The following is an 18,353-nucleotide window of genomic DNA, read 5'->3' on the forward strand; positions in this document are numbered from 1 at the left end:
TATTTATATAATAAATTACAAAAGTCAGCTTGATAAATAATATATTTAATGGAGGATAATATGGGACAATATACATTGGATTTAGAAAAGTATGCAAGTATTATAAGACAAGTAGCAGCAGAAGGTTGTGTTTTATTAAAAAATGATGATAAGGCACTTCCACTTAGAGATAATGATAAGGTAGCTGTATTTGGAAGGAGTGCTTTTAATTATTATAAAAGTGGATTGGGTTCAGGTGGTCTTGTAAATACAAGATATGTAGTTAGTATTTTAGATGCTCTAAGAGAAAATAAGAGTATTATTTTAGATGAAGAATTACTAAAAGTATATGAAGAATGGATTAAAGAAAATCCTTATGATGAAGGCAAGGGATGGGGAAATGTACCTTGGTCTCAAAAAGAAATGAAGCTTGATGATTCAGTAGTACAAGCTGCCTCCCATGCAGATATTGCATTAGTTATAATAGGTCGTACTGCAGGAGAAGATCAAGATAGCAAAAATGAACCTGGAAGTTACCTTTTAACTGAAGAAGAAGAAATTATGATTGAAAAAGTTACTAATACATTTAAAAGAACAGCTGTAATTTTAAATGTAGGTAATATTATAGATATGAAATGGGTAGATAAATATAATCCATCTTCTGTTCTTTATGTGTGGCAAGGAGGACAAGAAGGGGGAAATGGAGTTGTTGATGTTTTAACAGGAAAGGTAAACCCATGTGGAAAATTAACAGATACTATTGCAAGGAATATTCAAGACTATCCATCAACTGAAAATTTCGGAGGCATAGAAAGAAATTATTATAAAGAAGATATATATTTAGGATATCGTTACTTTGAAACTTTTGCTAAGGATAAAGTGATTTATCCTTTTGGATATGGATTATCTTATACTAATTTTGATGTAAAAGGAAAAATTTTAAATGTAACCAGGGAAGAAGTAATAGTTGAAGCAACTGTAACCAATATAGGAAATCTGCCAGGAAAAGAAGTTGTACAAGTATATATAGAAGCACCACAAGGAAAACTTGGAAAACCAGCAAGGTCCTTAGTTGGATTTGCAAAAACTAATATAATCAATCCCCAGGGGACCAAAAAATTGGAAATAAAAATTCCTAAATATTATATTGCTTCTTATGATGATGTTGGAATAACTGGATATAAGTCATGCTATGTATTGGAAGAAGGATGCTACAAGGTTTATATTGGTTCAGATGTTAGAAGTGCCAATATTTCTGGAGAATATAATGAAGAATTTACTGTAGTAGAAAAGCTAGAAGAAGCATGTGCACCTACAGCTTCCTTTGAAAGATTTAAGTTAAATTATAATGAAGATGGAAGTCCTAAGATTATAATGGAAGATGTTCCTACAAGAACTATAAATCCATATAAAAGAATGGAAGAAAGAAGAGAAGAGGACATTATTTATACTGGAGATAAGGGATATAAACTTGGAGATGTATTTAATAAAAAGGTAGATATAAATGATTTTGTTGCTCAATTAAGTGATGATGATTTAATTTATATGTTCAGAGGAGAGGGAATGTGTAGTCCTAAGGTTACACCAGGAACAGCAGCAGCTTTTGGTGGAGTTACAGAGGAATTAAGAAGTTTTGGAATACCACTTGCATGCTGTGCAGATGGACCTTCGGGAATACGTATGGATTGTGGAACTAAAGCATGTTCTCTGCCAAATGGAACAGCTCTAGGTTGTACATTTAATATAGATTTAGTAGAAGAACTTTATAAAATGACAGGAAAAGAGATGAGAAAAAATAAGATAGATTCTCTTTTAGGGCCAGGAATGAATATCCATAGAAATCCACTAAATGGACGTAATTTCGAATATATTTCAGAAGACCCATTATTAACAGGAAAAATAAGTGCAGCTCAAGTAATTGGAATACAATCACAAGGTGTTGCAGTAACTATTAAGCATTTTTGTGCTAATAACCAAGAAGTATCTAGACATTTTGCAGATTCAATAGTATCAGAGAGAGCTCTTAGAGAAATTTATTTAAAAGGGTTTGAAATTGCTATTAAAGAAGGTAATGCAGGTTCTGTTATGACTAGTTATGGACCATTAAACGGTATTTGGACTGCTGGAAACTATGACTTATGTACAACAATACTTAGAAAAGAATGGGGTTTTGATGGAATTGTAATGTCAGATTGGTGGGCAAATGCAAATATAGAAGGTGAAAAAGCTACAAAAGAAAATAAGTACCCTATGGTAGCAGCACAAAATGATATATATATGTGTGTAGCAGATTCAAAGTTAAATCCTGAAAATGATAATGTTAAAGAAGCTTTTGAAAATGGTGATTTAAAAAGAAGTGATTTACAAAGAAATGCAAAAAATATTTTAAATTTTTTAATAAAATCACCAGCAATGATACATGAATTAAATCTTATTAGTGAAGAGGAATTAAATGAAATTAATGAAAAAGACGAAGATGATTTAAAAGTAGAGAATATAGTTTATTATAAAGCTGATAAAGAAACTAATAGTATTGTTATTGATGGAAAGAAATTCAAAAATGAAAAAGGAAATTCAGAGGTTTTTGGTATTTCTGTTAATGAATATGGAGTATATGACATTTCAATAAAAATGAAATCAGATCAAGGACCACTAGCACAATTACCTTTATCTATTTATTATGATAATGCTTTAAAATATACTATTACTATTAGAGGAACTGAAGGCCACTTTGTTACAGAAACTAGATCTTTAGGATTTGTTTTCGGAAATAATCATTATATTAAATTATATTTTGGAACAAATGGTTTAGATATAGATAAGATTATGATTACTCCTGAAGAAAAAAATTAAGATTTCTTTTTAATAAATTGAAATAAAACTTTTAAGTTATAACAGAGTCTATAAATTGACTCTGTTATTTTAATTATAGTATTATTAATAGGATAAAAATATATATTATAATTTTTACAAATAGGAAGGATATTTTACTTTGAGAATAAATAAACTATTAAGCAACTATGGATATTGCTCAAGAAAAGAAGTAAGTAGATTAATTGAAGATAAAAGAATAATTGTTAATGGAAAACTATGTGAGCAAGGTCAATGGGTGGAAGAAACTGATGATATATTGTTAGATGGAGAAAAAGTTAAGCAAAAGGAAAAGATATATATAGCTTTAAATAAACCTAGGGGAATAGTTTGTACTTCATCAAGAGAAATAAAGGATAATATAATTGATTTTCTCAATTATAGGGATTATGTTTTTCCAGTTGGTCGTCTAGATAAGGATTCAGAGGGGCTTATACTAATGACTAATGATGGTGATATGGCTAATAAAATATTATCTTCAGAAAGTTATCATGAAAAAGAATATACAGTAACCTTAGATAATGATTTTGATGATGAGTTTATTTATAATATGTCAAAGGGCGTTAATATATTAGGAACAATTACAAGACCTTGTAAGGTAAGAAGAATAAATAATAACACCTTTAATATAATATTGACTCAAGGATTAAATAGACAAATAAGAAGAATGTGCAAAGTCTTTGGATATAATGTTATTAAACTAGAAAGAATAAGGATAGTTAGTATACTTTTAGAAGGTATAGAAGTTGGAAACTGGAGAGAGTTAACTAAAGAAGAAATAGAAAATTTAATGGAAATAAGCTAGTGTTACTAAAGGTTATACTAGCTTATTTTTTTATTATAGAAAATATGACTCTTTAATTTAATTGTTATACTTTAATAGCATTTTTTGATGATTTTCATATAATATCTATGGAAAATAATCACAGGATGTGTAGAAATATGTCCATTATAAGTAAGGCACTTTATAGGACAATGATTACTTGTGGAGGAATAGTAGAAAAGAATTTTAATAAGCAAACTAAAAACTTTAAGAAAGTAAATAATGATGTGCTATTTGATATTTTAAAGAAAAATGCTAGTAGTGAAATAGGTGAAAAATATAAGTTTAAAGATATACTTTCAATAGAGGATTTTAAGTCAAAACTACCATTAACAGAGTACTCCTTTTATGAAAATTATATTGAAGGTATGGCTAATGGAGGGGAAAATATTTTAGTTACAAAAAAGATTGAATATTTTGGTCATACTTCAGGAACTACAGGTAAGCAAAAATTAATTCCTGTAACTAAGGAAAGTAGGCTTAAAGCTTCAAAATATATGGCATTATTAATAAATAAATTTGCCTATAATACTTTTAAAGAAAATTGGAATTATGGAAGAGGATTAATGATAGCTGATGTTGTTATGAGTACTTATACAAAAGGGGGAACTCCTATTTGTTCAGCTACATCTGGAGGTATAAAAAGTATTAAAAAATTTTTACCTTATTTATATACTTCACCCTATGAAGTTATGAGCATTAAAGATAAGGAAGTATCACTTTATTTGCATATACTCTTTGGATTAATAGAAAAGAATTTATTATTTATATCTGGAGTATTTATTTCAAATGTTCTAGATTTATTAAGAGTTATGGAAAAGTATTCTGATATGTTAGTAAAAGATATACGAAAGGGAAGATTAAGCAAAACATTGAATATTGATGAAGAAACTAGAAAGTCTTTAAATAAATATTTATTACCCAATGCAGCTAGAGCAGAGGAATTAGAAAGGGAATTCAAAAAAGGTTTTAATGGAATTTGTAAAAGAATATGGCCAAGACTTCAATATATTGCTTCTGTTACAGGAGCAAATTTTTCAATTTATAATGATATTGTTGATTACTATTCTGGAAATATTCCTATATATTCTCCTTGTTATGCAGCATCAGAAGGAACTATGGGTATAAATCCGTATGTTCTTAAGATAAGATATGTAATAATACCAGATACAGTATTTTATGAATTTATACCAATAAATGAATTTGATAAAAAGAAACCTAGAACTCTTTCTTCTCATGAACTAGAAATAGGAGAAAGCTATGAAATAGTTATTACCACCTATGCAGGTCTTTATAGATATAGGTTAGGAGATGTAGTTAAGGTGGTAGGCTTTTATAATAACTCACCAGAAATAGAATTTTTATATAGAAGAAATCAAGTATTAAATATGGTATCAGAAAAAACCACAGAAGAACATTTAACAAATTCTATTAAGAATACAAAGAGTAAGCTTAATATTAATTTAGTAGATTACACTACAGTTACAGATAATTTAATAACCCCAGGTAGATATAAATTTTACTTTGAAGTTAAAGGAAAGGTTTCAAAAGCTGATGTTAGAAATATGGAAATTACCTTAGATAATGAGCTTAGAAATTGCAATTTAGCCTATAATAGATTTAGAAATAAAAATGGTCTAGCTATGCCTAAGATAATAATAGTAGAAGAGGGAACCTTTAATAAAGTAAAAGAATTTTTATTTGAAAAAGGAATTTCAAAAAATCAAATTAAAATACCAAGAGTAGTTACTACAAATAAAAATATTCTACAAGTAATTGAAGAAAATAAGGTGTATTATTAGGTATTATAGGTAATATTTATAAGTATAACCAATTAAAAGGGTGAAGGGGTTTTAAAATGAAAAATGTAGTAATAACAGGAAGTACTCGTGGATTAGGCTTTGAAATGGCTAAAAAATTTTTAAAGATTGGATGTAATGTAACTATTTCTGGTTCAAAACCTGAATCATTTAATAGTACAAAGGAAAAACTTAAGGAATTTAATAATAAATATATTTATATTCCCTGCAATGTTACAAAGAAAGAAGACCTTAGAAATTTATGGACAAAATCATCTGATAAATGGGGAAGTGTAGATATATGGATTAATAATGCAGGGCAAAACTGTCCTCGTGAATCTTTTTGGGATACACCTGATGATTATATTGAAGCAGTTGTAAATACAAATATTAAAGGTGTTATGTATGGGTGTAAAATTGCTGTGGAGAATATGATTAAGCAAGGACATGGTCAAATATGGAATATGGAAGGCTTAGGCTCAAATGATGTTATTATTGAGCAAACAATTTTATATGCTACTTCCAAACGTGCACTTACTTATTTTACTAAGGGGTTAGCTAAAGAATTAAAGAATTCTAATATTAAGGTAGGCAGGCTATCACCTGGAATGATGCTTACAGATTTTATTACAAAATCTCCTACTGGTGAGCCTTCATCAGTTTTAGAAGATGATGAATTTAGAAAGGTTTTTAATACTCTTGGAGATAAACCAGAAACAGTAGCTGAATTTTTAGTTCCTAAAATTCTTAGTAATAAGAAGCAGGATGCTCATATAGTTTGGCTTACAAATATAAAATCAGCTAAAAGATTTATGATGTCTTCTTTTAAGAAGAGAGAACTTTTAAAATAAATTAAGATGGAATATTGTCATTGTGAAAAGAAAAGTTATTACAAAGGAAACATTGCAAATTGAAATGTTAATGGCAGATAAAGATAGATATATGAGGAGAAAATTACTGTTTATATTTAAGCCATATAAATTTAGAAAACAAACTATACAAGCTTCACCAATAACTTTGTAAATAATAACTAGGTTATTTGGTGAGGTTTTTATATATCATTATAAGTATAGGATAATTAATTAAAGACATAATAGGAGTATCTAATTTAAATGTGAGGTGGATTTATGTGTACAGCATTAAGTATAAGCTCAAAGGAAGGTAATTACTACTTTGGGCGCAATATGGATTTAGCCTATACTTTTAATCAATCAGTTATTATGATTCCAAGGTTTTTTGAATTTAGAGATATAGTTACAGGTAATACAATAGTAAATAATCGTGCAATACTTGGTATGGGAACTGTTATTGATAATCACCCTACATTAGCTGATGCTATAAATGAAAATGGATTAGCTGCTGCAGGTTTAAATTTTCAAGGCTATGCATATTTTGAAAAAGAAGTAAGCAAAGGGAAGGTTAATATTCCTCCCTATGATTTTATTCAGTGGGTATTATCTAATCATGATACTGTAGAGGAAGTAAAAAAGGGTATTGAACATATAGAATTAGTAGATATTCCAATTAATGAAAAGACACCGTGTCCAACTCTTCATTGGATGATTAGTGATAGAAGTGGTAAGTCTATAGTTGTTGAAAAAACAAAGGAGAAATTTGCTTTTTATGATAATACTGTAGGAGTAATGACTAATAACCCTACTTTTGATTGGCATTTAACCAATTTAAATGAATATATGTTTATTACTCCAAATAATCCCAAAGATACTACTTGGAGTAGGCAAGAATTATATCCTTTAGGAGTAGGCGCTGGAACATTAGGAATCCCAGGAGATTTTGCATCAGTTTCAAGATTTGTAAGAAGTTCTTATATTAGAGCTAATATGCCAGAAATTAATAATGATATAAATGCAGTTACTCAATTTTTTCATATGCTTGATTATGTTAAGATGGTTAAAGGTGGAGTTATAACTCAAGATGGCTTAGAAGATTTAACATTATATTCTTCTTGTATGGATCAAGAAAACTGTATTTACTATTATAAAAATTATGATAACAATAGAATAAATGCTATAGATATGAAAAAAGAAAAGTTAGAAGGAAAAGAACTAAAAATATTTAAATACTTAAATACTCAAGATATAAATTATCAAAATTAAAACTTATTTAATTATAGAAGAAGATAAATATTATATAAGTTTGACTTTAGTGAAGGATGTCACAATAAATATAATATTTATCTTATTTTTATTAAAAAAAAGTTTAAATAAAAATATATATTTGTATTAAAAATTTAAAACATACTTTTTCGTGAATAATTAATATTGATATTCAATATCAATTGTAGTATACTTGTTTTGAAATTGGTAAATTATGCTGATAAAAACCTATAACATTTAATAAAATTTGACATAACTTAACAAAAGATATGAATGGATGCAAAAATTACTGCAAAATGGATGTAATAATGGAGACGGAGTGTTAATAAGTGAATAAAAAAAGAATTATAAAGACATGGATTTCAATTATAACATTACTTTTAATATGGATAATTGTAACGGAGCTTAATTTAGTAAGTTCTTATATACTACCATCACCAGCTAAGGTACTTGATAGTTTATATAAAATGACTCTATCTGGAGAAATATTTATAGATATATACATAAGTTTTATAAGAGTAATAAAAGGATTCTTCATAGCAACAATATCCGCATTTATATTAGCAATGCTTAGGATTATACTTCCTAAATCTACTGATTACTACGAGACTATTGTTCAATTCTTAAAAAATATTCCACCGTTAAGTTTAATACCACTATTAATTTTATGGTTTGGTATAGGAGAAACTACTAAGATAGCAATTATAGTGTTAACATCATTTTTCCCTATATATTTAAATACAGTTAAAGGCTTTATAAGTTGTGATATCAAGCTTATTGAAGTTGGACAAGTTTATGGATATTCAAGGATTAAAAGCTTTTTTAAAATAAGAATTCCATATGCCATGTCAGATATATTAGTTGGTATGAGAATAGGACTTGGATATAGTTGGAGAGCTATAATAAGTGCTGAAATGATAGCTGCCTCTACAGGACTTGGACATATGATTTTATTTGCTCAACAAATGTCTAGAACAGATAAAGTTATAGTGGGGATTTTAGTAATAGGATTAGTTGGTTACATGACAGATAGACTATTTGCCTTTGTCATTAGTAAATTATTGAAAGGATCATATAATAATGGTTGGGATTAAGTTAGTAAATGTAAGTAAGGTTTATACTGTTGAAAAAGAAGAGATAAAAGTTTTAGATGGTATTAATTTAGATATACATGAAAATAAAATTACAGTGATTTTAGGGCGAAGTGGATGTGGTAAAACTACTTTACTAAGACTTGTTGCTGGATTAATGAAACCTGATGAAGGGGAAATAAAGGAAACTGATATTAATAGAAAGGCCTATATATTTCAAGAAGATAGATTAATGCCCTGGTTAAATGTGAAAAAGAACATTACCTTTGGTATAGAGAAGAAAAATATAAATGAAGAAAAAATTAACGATATTATAGAAACTGTAGGTCTTGAAAAATTTAATAGTGCATATCCAAATCAATTATCAGGTGGAATGAAGCAAAGAGTATCTATTGCTAGAGCCTTTGCCTATGAACCAGATTTTATAATGATGGACGAGCCATTTTCTGCATTAGATTATTTTACAAGAGAACAAATGCAAAAAGAATTAATAAAAATACATAATAAGAGAAATTGCCCAATTTTATTTGTAACCCATAGCATAGATGAAGCATTAGTTCTTGGAGATAAAATAGTAGTTTTAGAAAAAGGAAAAGTTAAATCTCAATATGAAATGGATGAAAAAAATAAAGAACGAGACCTATTAAGTGATAAATATCTAAATATTAAAAAAAAGATAATGAATGACTTAAAGGTTGAATAGATAAAATACATAATTTGGAGGAAAGAAAAATGAAATTAAGAAACAAGGTACTCACATCAATTATAGCAGGTACTGTAATTATGACATCTATGGTAGGATGTTCACAAAAAGGAGATGCTGAAAAATCAGATTTAAGTGAATTAACAATAACTCACGTAACATCACCTTTAAATGTACCAAGCATAGTACAAAAAAATAAAAATATTATAGAAGAAGAATTTAAGAATAATGGCAAGGATATAACTGTCAAATATGCAGAAATAACATCTGGAGCAGATCAAACTCAAGCATTAGCATCAGGTGATGTTGATATATTATATGCTCTTGGAGGAACTTCAGCAGTTTTAGCAGCAGCAAATGGTGCAGATATAAAGGTATTAGATATATATGGTAGATCTCCAGAAGCTTATACTATATATTCAAAGGATGCAAATATTAAAACACCAGAAGATTTAAAGGGTAAAACAGTAGCAGGACCTATGGGAACTACTTTACACCAATTATTAGTATCATATCTTGAAAAAGCAGGAATGACTATTGAAGATGTGAATTATGTAAATATGTCTATTCCAGATGCAAAAGCAGCTTTAGATGCTGGAAGCATTGATGCAGCATTAGTTGCTGGTGCTAATGCATATAAATCAAAGGAACAAGGATATAACTTAATTACTGATGGAAAAGGCTTAACTGATGGAGTAAATGTAGTTGCTGTTAGAGAAGACTTTTATAATGAACATAAAGAAGAAATAGAATTATTTATTAAGGCTCAATATAAGGTTCTTGATTTTATAAATGAAAATCATGATGAAACAATGGATATGGTTGCTAAGGACCTTGGTTTAGAAAAGGCAGCAGTAGAAGAAATGTTTAAGCAATATGACTTTAATATTGAAATAACAGAAGCTGACCGTACAGCATTACAAAATGTAGCTGATTTCATGTATAAAACTAAAATGATAGATAAAGAATTTAATACAGATTCATTATATTTAAACTAAGTAAATTAAAAAAGATATGCAATCTAAAAGTTAAATAATTATATATAACTTTTAGATTGCATTTTTATATTTAAAAATTTATCTGTTTTGTCTATTACGAATAAGATAGTCAAAAGCACTTAATGAAGCTGTTGCACCAGAACCCATAGCAATGATAATTTGCTTATAAGGGCTATCAGTACAATCTCCAGCAGCAAAAACACCATCTAAACTTGTAGAACATTTTTTATCTACAATTATTTCTCCTATCTTATTCATTTCTAAAGTATTATTAAGCCACTTTGTATTTGGTACTAAGCCAATTTGTACAAAGATTCCTTCTAAGGCTATGCTCTTTTCTTCATTTGTGTTTCTATCAACATAAACTAGACCATTTACCTTATTAGTTCCTGTAATTTCTTTTACTTGAACATTTTTTAGTACAGTGACATTAGATAAAGAATTTAGCTTTTCTTGTAAAACAGCATCTGCCTTTAATTCAGGTAAAAACTCTAATACAGTTACATGCTTTACAATATTAGCAAGGTCAATAGCAGCTTCAATACCAGAATTACCACCACCAACAACAGCTATATCCTTTCCTTTATAAATTGGACCATCGCAGTGAGGACAATAAGCTACACCTTTATTTTTAAATTCCTTTTCACCAGGTACACCAAGTTCTCTCCACTTTGCTCCTGTTGAAATTATAAGAGTTTTACTTTTAAGAGTAGCATTACTTTCTAAAGTTACCTCTATATAATCATTATTTTTATTTATTGATTTTGCACTTTCAGAAATAATAATATCAATATTATAGTTTTTAACATGTTCTTCTAAGTTCCTAGATAGTTTTGGACCTTCTGTATATGGAACACTAATAAAATTTTCAATAGCCATTGTATCCATAACTTGACCGCCAAAACGTTCAACTACTATTCCAGTTTTTAAGCCTTTTCTTGCAGAATATATAGCTGCACTAGAGCCAGAAGGGCCTCCACCAATAACTAAAACATCAAAGATTCCTTTATCATTAAGAGAAGAACTATCCTTCTTTTCACCAAGCTTTAGTAAAATTTCTTCTAGGCTTATTCTGCCACTATCAAAATGTTCACCATTTAAGAAGATAGTTGGAACAGCCATAATATCTCTAGATTCAATTTCTTCTTTAAAGCTTTCACCATCTATCATTCTATGAGTAATTTTGGGGTTTAAAATACTCATAAGATTTAATGCCTGAACAACATCAGGACAATTATGGCAGCTTAAGCTTATATAGGTTTCAAAATTTAAATCTCTATCAATGGATTTTATTCTATTTATTATACTTTCATCTACCTTAGGAGGTCTTCCACTTACTTGTAATAATGCTAAAACCAAAGAAGAAAACTCATGGCCTAAGGGAACACCTGCAAAAATTACACCAGTATCTTCATTCATAGAATTAACACTAAAGCTAGGAGTTCTTTTTAAAGTAGCATTTTCTACATGAATTTTAGAAGACATAGAAGAAATTTCATCAATAAGTTCCGCTACCTCTAAAGAATATTTGTCAGTACCTAGATTCTTTTTTATGAGAATATCATTTTCTAACATATTAAGGTATGTTGATAGTTGCTCTTTAATATTATTATCTAACATAATAAGTACCTATTAAATTTTGCCAACAAGATCAAGACCAGGTGTTAATGTTTTAGATCCTTCTTTCCATTTTGCAGGACAAACTTCCTTTGGATTATTTCTTACATATTGAGCAGCTTTTATTTTATCTACTAAAGAGCTAGCATCACGACCAATATTACCAGCATTAATTTCAATACATTGAATAGTTCCATCTGGATCTATAATAAAGGTACCTCTATCAGCAAGACCAGATTCTTCAATAAGAACATCAAAGTTCCATGAAAGTGTATGAGATGGATCTCCAATCATAATATATTCAATTTTACCAATTGCTTCAGATGTATCATGCCATGCCTTGTGAGTAAAGTGAGTATCTGTTGAAACAGAATAAACTTCAGCTCCAAGAGATTTAAGAGTTGCATATTGATCTTGTAAATCTTCAAGTTCAGTAGGACAAACAAAAGTAAAATCAGCAGGGTAGAAGCAAATTACACTCCAGTTACCTTTAAAACTTTCTTCAGTTATTTCTAAAAATTTTCCATTTTGATAAGCATCAGCTTTGAATGGTTCTACTTGTTTACCTATTAATGACATATTAATTCTCTCCTTTTATAGTAATTTTTAGTTATTCAAAAATATTATTTGCTATAGAATTAATGATTATTCATTCTATGTCTTAAAAAAATAAGTTATTAAGAATAAGGTAATTAAAGTATACTATTTACAAAAAATAAATACTTTGATATAATTAACACAATTTAGATATAATCGGGGGAGCTTGTGGTAGCAGGCTGAGAGGAAGTAATCAAACTTCGACCCTTACACCTGATTTGGGTAATGCCAACGTAGGAAGTGATATAGTTTGCTTATATGATGGAAATACCAAAGGGTATTTCCTTTTTTTGTTACTTAAGGAATTATATTTACTAGCCTTTTTGACATGATTATAAAAAGGAGATGTATTTATGGAAAAATCTAAAATATCAACATTTGGACAAAGTCTAATTTGGTTTGGAGCAGCAGTATCACTTGCAGAAATATTAACTGGAACTCTTATTGCGCCTTTAGGCTTCAAAAAAGGATTAATTGCTATATTACTAGGACATTTAATTGGTTGTATTCTTTTCTATTTTTCTGGATTTATAGGTGCTAAAACAGGACTTAGTTCAATGGATAGCGTTAAAATATCCTTTGGGAAAAAAGGATCTATATTATTTTCAAGTCTTAATGCATTGCAATTAGTTGGATGGACAGCTGTAATGATAATAAGTGGAGCAATAGCAGCTAATAATTTATTCAGCTTTGGTGGAAGTTCAATATGGGCAGTGCTAATATCAATTTTAATAATATTATGGGTTATAATTGATATTAATAAACTAAGCAAACTAAATACAGTAGCTATGATTATGCTTTTTATACTAACAGTAATTTTAAGTTTTATTATTTTTAAAGAAAATAGTACAAGCACCTTTAGTGCGAATATAAGTTTTGGAGGAGCGGTAGAATTGAGTATAGCAATGCCTCTTTCTTGGTTACCTTTAGTATCAGATTATATTAAAGATGCTAAAAAGCCAAAAGAGTCTATAGCAGTTAGTTCAATAGTTTATTTTGTAGCTAGTTCATGGATGTATATTATAGGAATGGGAGCTGCGATTTATACAGGAGAATCAGATATATCTAAAATAATGGCAGCAGCAGGACTTGGAGTAGCAGCACTTATAATAATAATTTTCTCTACAGTTACTACAACATTCTTAGATGTTTATTCTGCAGGAGTTAGTTTAAACAGTATTTCCAAAGAGTTTAAGGAAAAGTGGACATCTATAGTAGTTTGTATTATTGGAATGCTTCTTGCTATATTTACCCCAATTACTCAATATGAAAATTTCTTATATCTTATAGGGTCAGTATTTGCACCAATGATAGCCATACAAATTGCAGATAATTTTATATTAAATAAAAATAGCATAAATAAAGATTTCGACTTTACTAATTTAATTTTATGGATTATAGGATTTATTATCTATCGTTTCTTTATGAAGATTGATACACCTATTGGAAATACAATACCAGTTATGATTATTATAATTTTAATAACAACATTTATTGGAAAGGTTAAAGGGGGAATTAATAATGTTAAGTAAAATGTTAAAAAATATTAAAGAAAAAAATCCACTTATACATTGCATAACTAATTATGTAACAGTCAATGATTGTGCAAATATTTTAATTGCTTGTGGAGCATCACCAATTATGGCAGACGAAAAGGAAGAAGTAGAAGAAATAACGTCAATATGTAATGGACTTAATATAAATATAGGAACTTTAAATAAGAATGTAATAGAATCAATGATTCTTGCAGGGAAGAAAGCAAATGTACTTTCACATCCTGTAACCTTTGATCCAGTAGGTGTAGGGGCTTCTAATTTAAGGAATAGTACAGCCAAAAGATTACTTGAAGAAGTGAAATTTGCAGTTATCAGAGGGAATATATCAGAAATAAAAGCATTAGCCTTAGGTAGTGGAAGGACAAAGGGCGTAGATGCTAATATTTCAGATGTTGTAACAGATGAAAATATAGATGGTGTTATAAGTTTTGCAAAAGACTTTTCTAAAAAAACAAAATCTATAATAGCAATATCAGGAGCTATAGATATAGTTTGTAACGAAAATACGGCTTATGTAATTAGAAATGGTCATAAAATGATGTCTAAAATTACAGGAAGTGGCTGCATGTTAACTACCCTGATATCTGCCTTTGTAGCAGCAAATGATGATAACTATTTAGAAGCAACAGTAGCAGCTTTATGTACTATGGGTATTGCAGGAGAAAATGCTTATGAAATATTGAAGAAAAATAATTCGGGTAATTCTTCTTATAGAAATTATCTTATTGATGAAGTTTATAAATTAACAGAAGAAGATTTAGAAGGAGGTGCTAAATTTGAAATTAAATAAATCTCAATTATTACTTTATGCAGTGACAGATAGAGCTTGGCTTTCAAATAGAACACTAGAACATGATGTGGAAGAAGCTTTAAAGGGTGGAGTTACAATACTCCAATTAAGAGAAAAAAATTTAGAAGAAAAAGATTTTTTAGAAGAAGCTATAAATATTAATATGCTTTGTAAAAAATACAATGTACCTTTTATAGTAAATGACAATGTTGATATAGCAATTAAATGTAATGCTGATGGAGTTCATGTTGGACAAAGTGATTTAAATGCAGAAACAGTAAGAAAGATTATAGGACAAGATAAGATATTAGGCGTATCAGCTAAAAATAAAGAAGAGGCTTTAATAGCTGAAAAGATGGGTGCAGATTATTTAGGCGTTGGATCAATTTTTACTACATCAACAAAATTAGATGCTGATTATGTAAGTATAGAAGAACTTAAGAATATTTGTGAAAGTGTAAGTATTCCAGTAGTAGCTATTGGTGGAATAAGTGAAGAAAATATAAGAGAACTAAAGGGTAGCAAAATAGATGGAGTTGCAGTTGTATCAGCTATATTTGCTAAAGAAAATATAAAAGAAGGAACTAAAGAATTTATAAAAATTACAAAAGAGGTAATTTTAGATTAATTATATAGTTCTAATGAAAAATACTAATGGAGGGATGGATTTTGAAAAAGGTTTTAACTATAGCAGGTTCAGATTGTAGTGGAGGAGCAGGAATACAAGCAGACTTAAAAACAATAACAATTCATAAAATGTATGGAATGAGCGTTATAACAGCCTTAACAGCTCAAAATACTACTGGAGTTTATGGAATAGAAGAGGCATCAAAAGATTTTGTTTGTAACCAAATAGATTGTATATTTAAAGATATAGTTCCAGATGCAACAAAGATAGGAATGGTTTCTAATTCAGAAATAATAGAAGCAATAGCAGAGAAACTTTCATACTATAAAGCTAAAAATATAGTTTTAGATCCAGTTATGGTATCAACTAGTGGAAGTAAATTAATTTGTGATGAAGCTATAGATGTACTTACTAACAAGCTTATGCCTTTAGCAAAAGTTATAACACCAAATATACAAGAAGCAGAAGTTTTATGTGGTTTTAAAGTAGAAAATCAAGAAGATATGATAAGGGCAGCAAAGGGAATAGCAAAGGATTTAAATATAGCAGTATTAGTTAAAGGTGGACATTTAAGTGAAGAAGCAATAGACATATTATATGAAAATGGTAATATAACATATTTTAAAAGTGAAAGAATAGAAAATCCTAATACTCATGGAACTGGTTGCACATTATCTTCAGCAATTGCATGTAACTTAGCAGAGGGGAAAAGTTTAGAAGAAAGTGTTAAAAATGCAAAGGAATATTTAACAGGAGCTATAAAGGCAAAGCTAGATATAGGAGAAGGTAGAGGCCCTCTTGAGCATACTTATAACCTATAAAATAATTCGAAAATTTTCAACTCTATAGATAATTTAATCATTATAACTAAAGAAAATTATAGATAATGGAATTTTTATAAAGGAAAAGAATAGTATAAAGTAATAAATACTATATGTAGTATCGAATTATAAAAAATTCTAAAGATAATCGTCCTAAACAAGAGAGGAGATAGACAAAATGACATTATCTATAAATGAAAAAATTTTAAGTGAGAAACTAATTAAATATAGAAGAGAATTACATGAAAATCCAGAATTATCTATGGAAGAGCATGAAACTACTAAAAGAATTATTAATTGGTTAAAGGAAGAAAATATAAATATATTAAATTTACCTTTAACAGTTGGAGTTGTTGCTGAAATAGAAGGAGATTACCCTGGACCAATTATTGCTTTAAGAGCAGATATTGATGCACTTCCAATTATAGAAGAAACAGGTTTAGACTTTGCTTCTAAGAATTATGGGGTAATGCATGCTTGTGGTCATGATTTTCATACTTCAGCAATTTTAGGAGCAGCTATTATTATAAATAAAAATAAATCAAAAATACATGGAAGGGTAAGAATTATATTTCAGCCAGCAGAAGAAAATGCAAAGGGTGCTGAAATGATTATAAATTCTGGAGCTTTAAAGGATGTAAAAGCTATATTTGGAATGCACAATAAACCGGACCTTACAGTAGGAACAATAGGTATAAAAGCAGGACCACTTATGGCAAGTGTAGATAGATTTGAAATAGATGTTATTGGTGTAGGAGGACATGCAGCTATTCCAGAAAGATGCATAGATCCAATTATAGTTGCTAGTGAAATAGTGTCTTCACTGCAAACAATTATAAGTCGCAATTTAAGTCCTTTTAGCAATGCTATTATAAGTATAACTAAATTTCAATCAGGTAACACTTGGAATGTAATACCTGAAAAGGCTTATTTAGAAGGTACAGTAAGAACTTTTCAAAAGGATGCTAGAAAAATAATTCCTGATTTAATTAAGAGAAATATAGAAGGAGTTGCATCAGCCTTTGGAGCTAATGTAGATTTTAGATGGTATCCATATTTGCCAGGAGTCTATAATGATGAAAGCTTTACTAAAGTAGCTACTGAAACTGCAATAGAATTAGGATATAAAGTTGAGTTAGCTAAGGAAAGCACTGGTGGAGAAGATTTTGCATTATATCAAAATAAAATTCCAGGATTTTTTATTTGGATGGGAGTTGAAGGAAGTAGGGAATGGCATCATCCATCTTATAACCTAAATGAAGATGCATTAATTATTGCAGCTAAATATTTTTCTGATTTGGCAATTAAGATATTATCAGAGGTTTACTATATATAGGAAATTAAGGAGCTGTTAATACAGCTTCTTTTAATTATTATAGAAAAAAATATAATTATAGAAAAAAAAGTGTTCATATTTAATTGTTAAATTAGTAACTGAGTAATATAATTAATTGGTATAAAATTATAACAAGCGTAGTATTTAGATTGCACAATATCTAAATACTACACTTATAAGTTATGAGATTTTAGAAATTAATTCATTAACTAAATTGTGGATAACTAAATTTAGATTTTGTATATCATCAAAAGAGATATCATTAATATGTATTCCACAACTTACAATTACTGTACTGTTAAGAGTACTTGACAAGACTTTAGCTACATTTTGAACAATAACATCCTCTTTGTGACCAGTTATTGTTAAAACAGATACTGAAGAACTTATTTTATTTTTATTTTCAAGGCTAGGTCTAGGTATTCCAAGTGCAAGAGCACCTATATGGGGAATATCACCACCATATATGCTTATATTCCAATCATTTCCCATTTGCACTACAGAACAATTAATATCGTAAGTTTTAAATTTTTTAGTTAAGGTTAGCATTTTAGTCCTCCTGTAGGATTAATTATATACACATTATAACATTTATATAAAAACAATGTAGAACTTAAATCAATAAGG

General features: G+C 28.7%; 17 protein-coding genes and 1 riboswitch. Of the genes, 14 read left to right on the plus strand and 3 right to left on the minus strand.

The window, feature by feature from the left end; genetic code table 11:
- Positions 1-60: 60 nt before the first annotated feature.
- The 9 genes from ACFYH6_RS05650 to ACFYH6_RS05690 all read left to right on the plus strand — a co-directional run bounded on the left by ACFYH6_RS05650 (position 61) and on the right by ACFYH6_RS05690 (position 10,381).
- Positions 61-2,832: a glycoside hydrolase family 3 protein gene (locus tag ACFYH6_RS05650; RefSeq protein WP_416178917.1), complete on the plus strand. Its 2,772-nt coding sequence runs from the start codon at positions 61-63 to the stop codon at positions 2,830-2,832.
- A 139-nt stretch (positions 2,833-2,971) separates the two neighbouring features.
- Entirely contained in the window at positions 2,972-3,655 is a 684-nt protein-coding gene (locus ACFYH6_RS05655) for a pseudouridine synthase (RefSeq protein WP_416178916.1), read from the plus strand.
- Between the two features lie 137 nt (positions 3,656-3,792).
- Positions 3,793-5,475 carry a GH3 auxin-responsive promoter family protein gene (locus ACFYH6_RS05660; protein ID WP_416178915.1) on the plus strand — a complete coding sequence of 561 codons (1,683 nt, stop codon included), beginning with the start codon at positions 3,793-3,795 and terminating at the stop codon, positions 5,473-5,475.
- Between the two features lie 56 nt (positions 5,476-5,531).
- Complete coding sequence (locus ACFYH6_RS05665) at positions 5,532-6,323, plus strand: SDR family NAD(P)-dependent oxidoreductase (RefSeq protein WP_416178914.1); 792 nt, start codon at positions 5,532-5,534, stop codon at positions 6,321-6,323.
- Between the two features lie 22 nt (positions 6,324-6,345).
- Positions 6,346-6,495 (plus strand): hypothetical protein, encoded by a 150-nt coding sequence (locus ACFYH6_RS05670; protein WP_416178913.1) that lies wholly within the window; start codon positions 6,346-6,348, stop codon positions 6,493-6,495.
- 104 nt (positions 6,496-6,599) lie between these two features.
- Positions 6,600-7,589, plus strand: a complete 990-nt coding sequence (bsh, locus tag ACFYH6_RS05675) for a choloylglycine hydrolase (RefSeq protein ID WP_416178912.1) — start codon at positions 6,600-6,602, stop codon at positions 7,587-7,589.
- 329 nt (positions 7,590-7,918) lie between these two features.
- Positions 7,919-8,683, plus strand: coding sequence for an ABC transporter permease (locus tag ACFYH6_RS05680; protein ID WP_416178911.1), 765 nt, complete (start codon positions 7,919-7,921; stop codon positions 8,681-8,683).
- Positions 8,670-9,383 (plus strand): ABC transporter ATP-binding protein, encoded by a 714-nt coding sequence (locus tag ACFYH6_RS05685; protein ID WP_416178910.1) that lies wholly within the window; start codon positions 8,670-8,672, stop codon positions 9,381-9,383. The genes ACFYH6_RS05680 and ACFYH6_RS05685 overlap by 14 nt, the downstream gene beginning before the upstream one ends.
- Before the next feature lie 29 nt (positions 9,384-9,412).
- A complete protein-coding gene (locus tag ACFYH6_RS05690; protein ID WP_416178909.1) occupies positions 9,413-10,381 on the plus strand; it encodes an ABC transporter substrate-binding protein in 969 nt (322 codons plus the stop codon).
- Between the two features lie 78 nt (positions 10,382-10,459).
- Here the strand turns inward: ACFYH6_RS05690 and ahpF are convergent, their stop codons facing one another.
- On the minus strand, positions 10,460-12,001 hold the full coding sequence (gene ahpF / locus ACFYH6_RS05695) for an alkyl hydroperoxide reductase subunit F (RefSeq protein ID WP_416178908.1): 1,542 nt from the start codon (positions 11,999-12,001) through the stop codon (positions 10,460-10,462).
- Between the two features lie 12 nt (positions 12,002-12,013).
- Positions 12,014-12,577: an alkyl hydroperoxide reductase subunit C gene (gene ahpC, locus ACFYH6_RS05700; RefSeq protein WP_416178907.1), complete on the minus strand. Its 564-nt coding sequence runs from the start codon at positions 12,575-12,577 to the stop codon at positions 12,014-12,016.
- A gap of 166 nt (positions 12,578-12,743) precedes the next feature.
- Positions 12,744-12,854, plus strand: a riboswitch (TPP riboswitch).
- A gap of 94 nt (positions 12,855-12,948) precedes the next feature.
- Here ahpC and cytX point away from each other — a divergent pair.
- The 5 genes from cytX to ACFYH6_RS05725 all read left to right on the plus strand — a co-directional run bounded on the left by cytX (position 12,949) and on the right by ACFYH6_RS05725 (position 17,726).
- Complete coding sequence (cytX, locus tag ACFYH6_RS05705) at positions 12,949-14,127, plus strand: putative hydroxymethylpyrimidine transporter CytX (protein WP_416178906.1); 1,179 nt, start codon at positions 12,949-12,951, stop codon at positions 14,125-14,127.
- Positions 14,117-14,941, plus strand: coding sequence for a hydroxyethylthiazole kinase (gene thiM, locus ACFYH6_RS05710; protein ID WP_416178905.1), 825 nt, complete (start codon positions 14,117-14,119; stop codon positions 14,939-14,941). The genes cytX and thiM overlap by 11 nt, the downstream gene beginning before the upstream one ends.
- A complete protein-coding gene (gene thiE, locus ACFYH6_RS05715) occupies positions 14,919-15,569 on the plus strand; it encodes a thiamine phosphate synthase (RefSeq protein ID WP_416178904.1) in 651 nt (216 codons plus the stop codon). The genes thiM and thiE overlap by 23 nt, the downstream gene beginning before the upstream one ends.
- 41 nt (positions 15,570-15,610) lie before the next feature.
- Positions 15,611-16,390 carry a bifunctional hydroxymethylpyrimidine kinase/phosphomethylpyrimidine kinase gene (gene thiD / locus ACFYH6_RS05720; protein ID WP_416178903.1) on the plus strand — a complete coding sequence of 260 codons (780 nt, stop codon included), beginning with the start codon at positions 15,611-15,613 and terminating at the stop codon, positions 16,388-16,390.
- A gap of 178 nt (positions 16,391-16,568) precedes the next feature.
- The gene (locus tag ACFYH6_RS05725) at positions 16,569-17,726 is read left to right on the plus strand and encodes an amidohydrolase (protein ID WP_416178902.1); all 1,158 of its coding nucleotides are present in this window, start codon (positions 16,569-16,571) and stop codon (positions 17,724-17,726) included.
- A 180-nt stretch (positions 17,727-17,906) separates the two neighbouring features.
- Here ACFYH6_RS05725 and ACFYH6_RS05730 read toward each other — a convergent pair whose 3' ends face one another.
- Positions 17,907-18,275 (minus strand): hypothetical protein, encoded by a 369-nt coding sequence (locus ACFYH6_RS05730; RefSeq protein ID WP_416178901.1) that lies wholly within the window; start codon positions 18,273-18,275, stop codon positions 17,907-17,909.
- Positions 18,276-18,353: the final 78 nt, after the last annotated feature.

This window comes from Clostridium sp. HCS.1, from assembly GCF_047900555.1.
GTDB lineage: Bacteria > Bacillota > Clostridia > Clostridiales > Clostridiaceae > Clostridium.

Excerpts from the sequence above, each read along its gene's own strand:
- ACFYH6_RS05650 (WP_416178917.1), top strand. The coding sequence starts at position 61 with ATGGGACAATATACATTGGATTTAGAAAAGTATGCAAGTATTATAAGA.
- ACFYH6_RS05660 (WP_416178915.1), top strand. The coding sequence starts at position 3,793 with ATGTCCATTATAAGTAAGGCACTTTATAGGACAATGATTACTTGTGGA.
- ACFYH6_RS05665 (WP_416178914.1), top strand. The coding sequence starts at position 5,532 with ATGAAAAATGTAGTAATAACAGGAAGTACTCGTGGATTAGGCTTTGAA.
- bsh (WP_416178912.1), top strand. The coding sequence starts at position 6,600 with ATGTGTACAGCATTAAGTATAAGCTCAAAGGAAGGTAATTACTACTTT.
- ACFYH6_RS05685 (WP_416178910.1), top strand. The coding sequence starts at position 8,670 with ATGGTTGGGATTAAGTTAGTAAATGTAAGTAAGGTTTATACTGTTGAA.
- ACFYH6_RS05690 (WP_416178909.1), top strand. The coding sequence starts at position 9,413 with ATGAAATTAAGAAACAAGGTACTCACATCAATTATAGCAGGTACTGTA.
- ahpF (WP_416178908.1), bottom strand. The coding sequence starts at position 12,001 with ATGTTAGATAATAATATTAAAGAGCAACTATCAACATACCTTAATATG.
- ahpC (WP_416178907.1), bottom strand. The coding sequence starts at position 12,577 with ATGTCATTAATAGGTAAACAAGTAGAACCATTCAAAGCTGATGCTTAT.
- cytX (WP_416178906.1), top strand. The coding sequence starts at position 12,949 with ATGGAAAAATCTAAAATATCAACATTTGGACAAAGTCTAATTTGGTTT.
- thiM (WP_416178905.1), top strand. The coding sequence starts at position 14,117 with ATGTTAAGTAAAATGTTAAAAAATATTAAAGAAAAAAATCCACTTATA.
- ACFYH6_RS05725 (WP_416178902.1), top strand. The coding sequence starts at position 16,569 with ATGACATTATCTATAAATGAAAAAATTTTAAGTGAGAAACTAATTAAA.
- ACFYH6_RS05730 (WP_416178901.1), bottom strand. The coding sequence starts at position 18,275 with ATGCTAACCTTAACTAAAAAATTTAAAACTTACGATATTAATTGTTCT.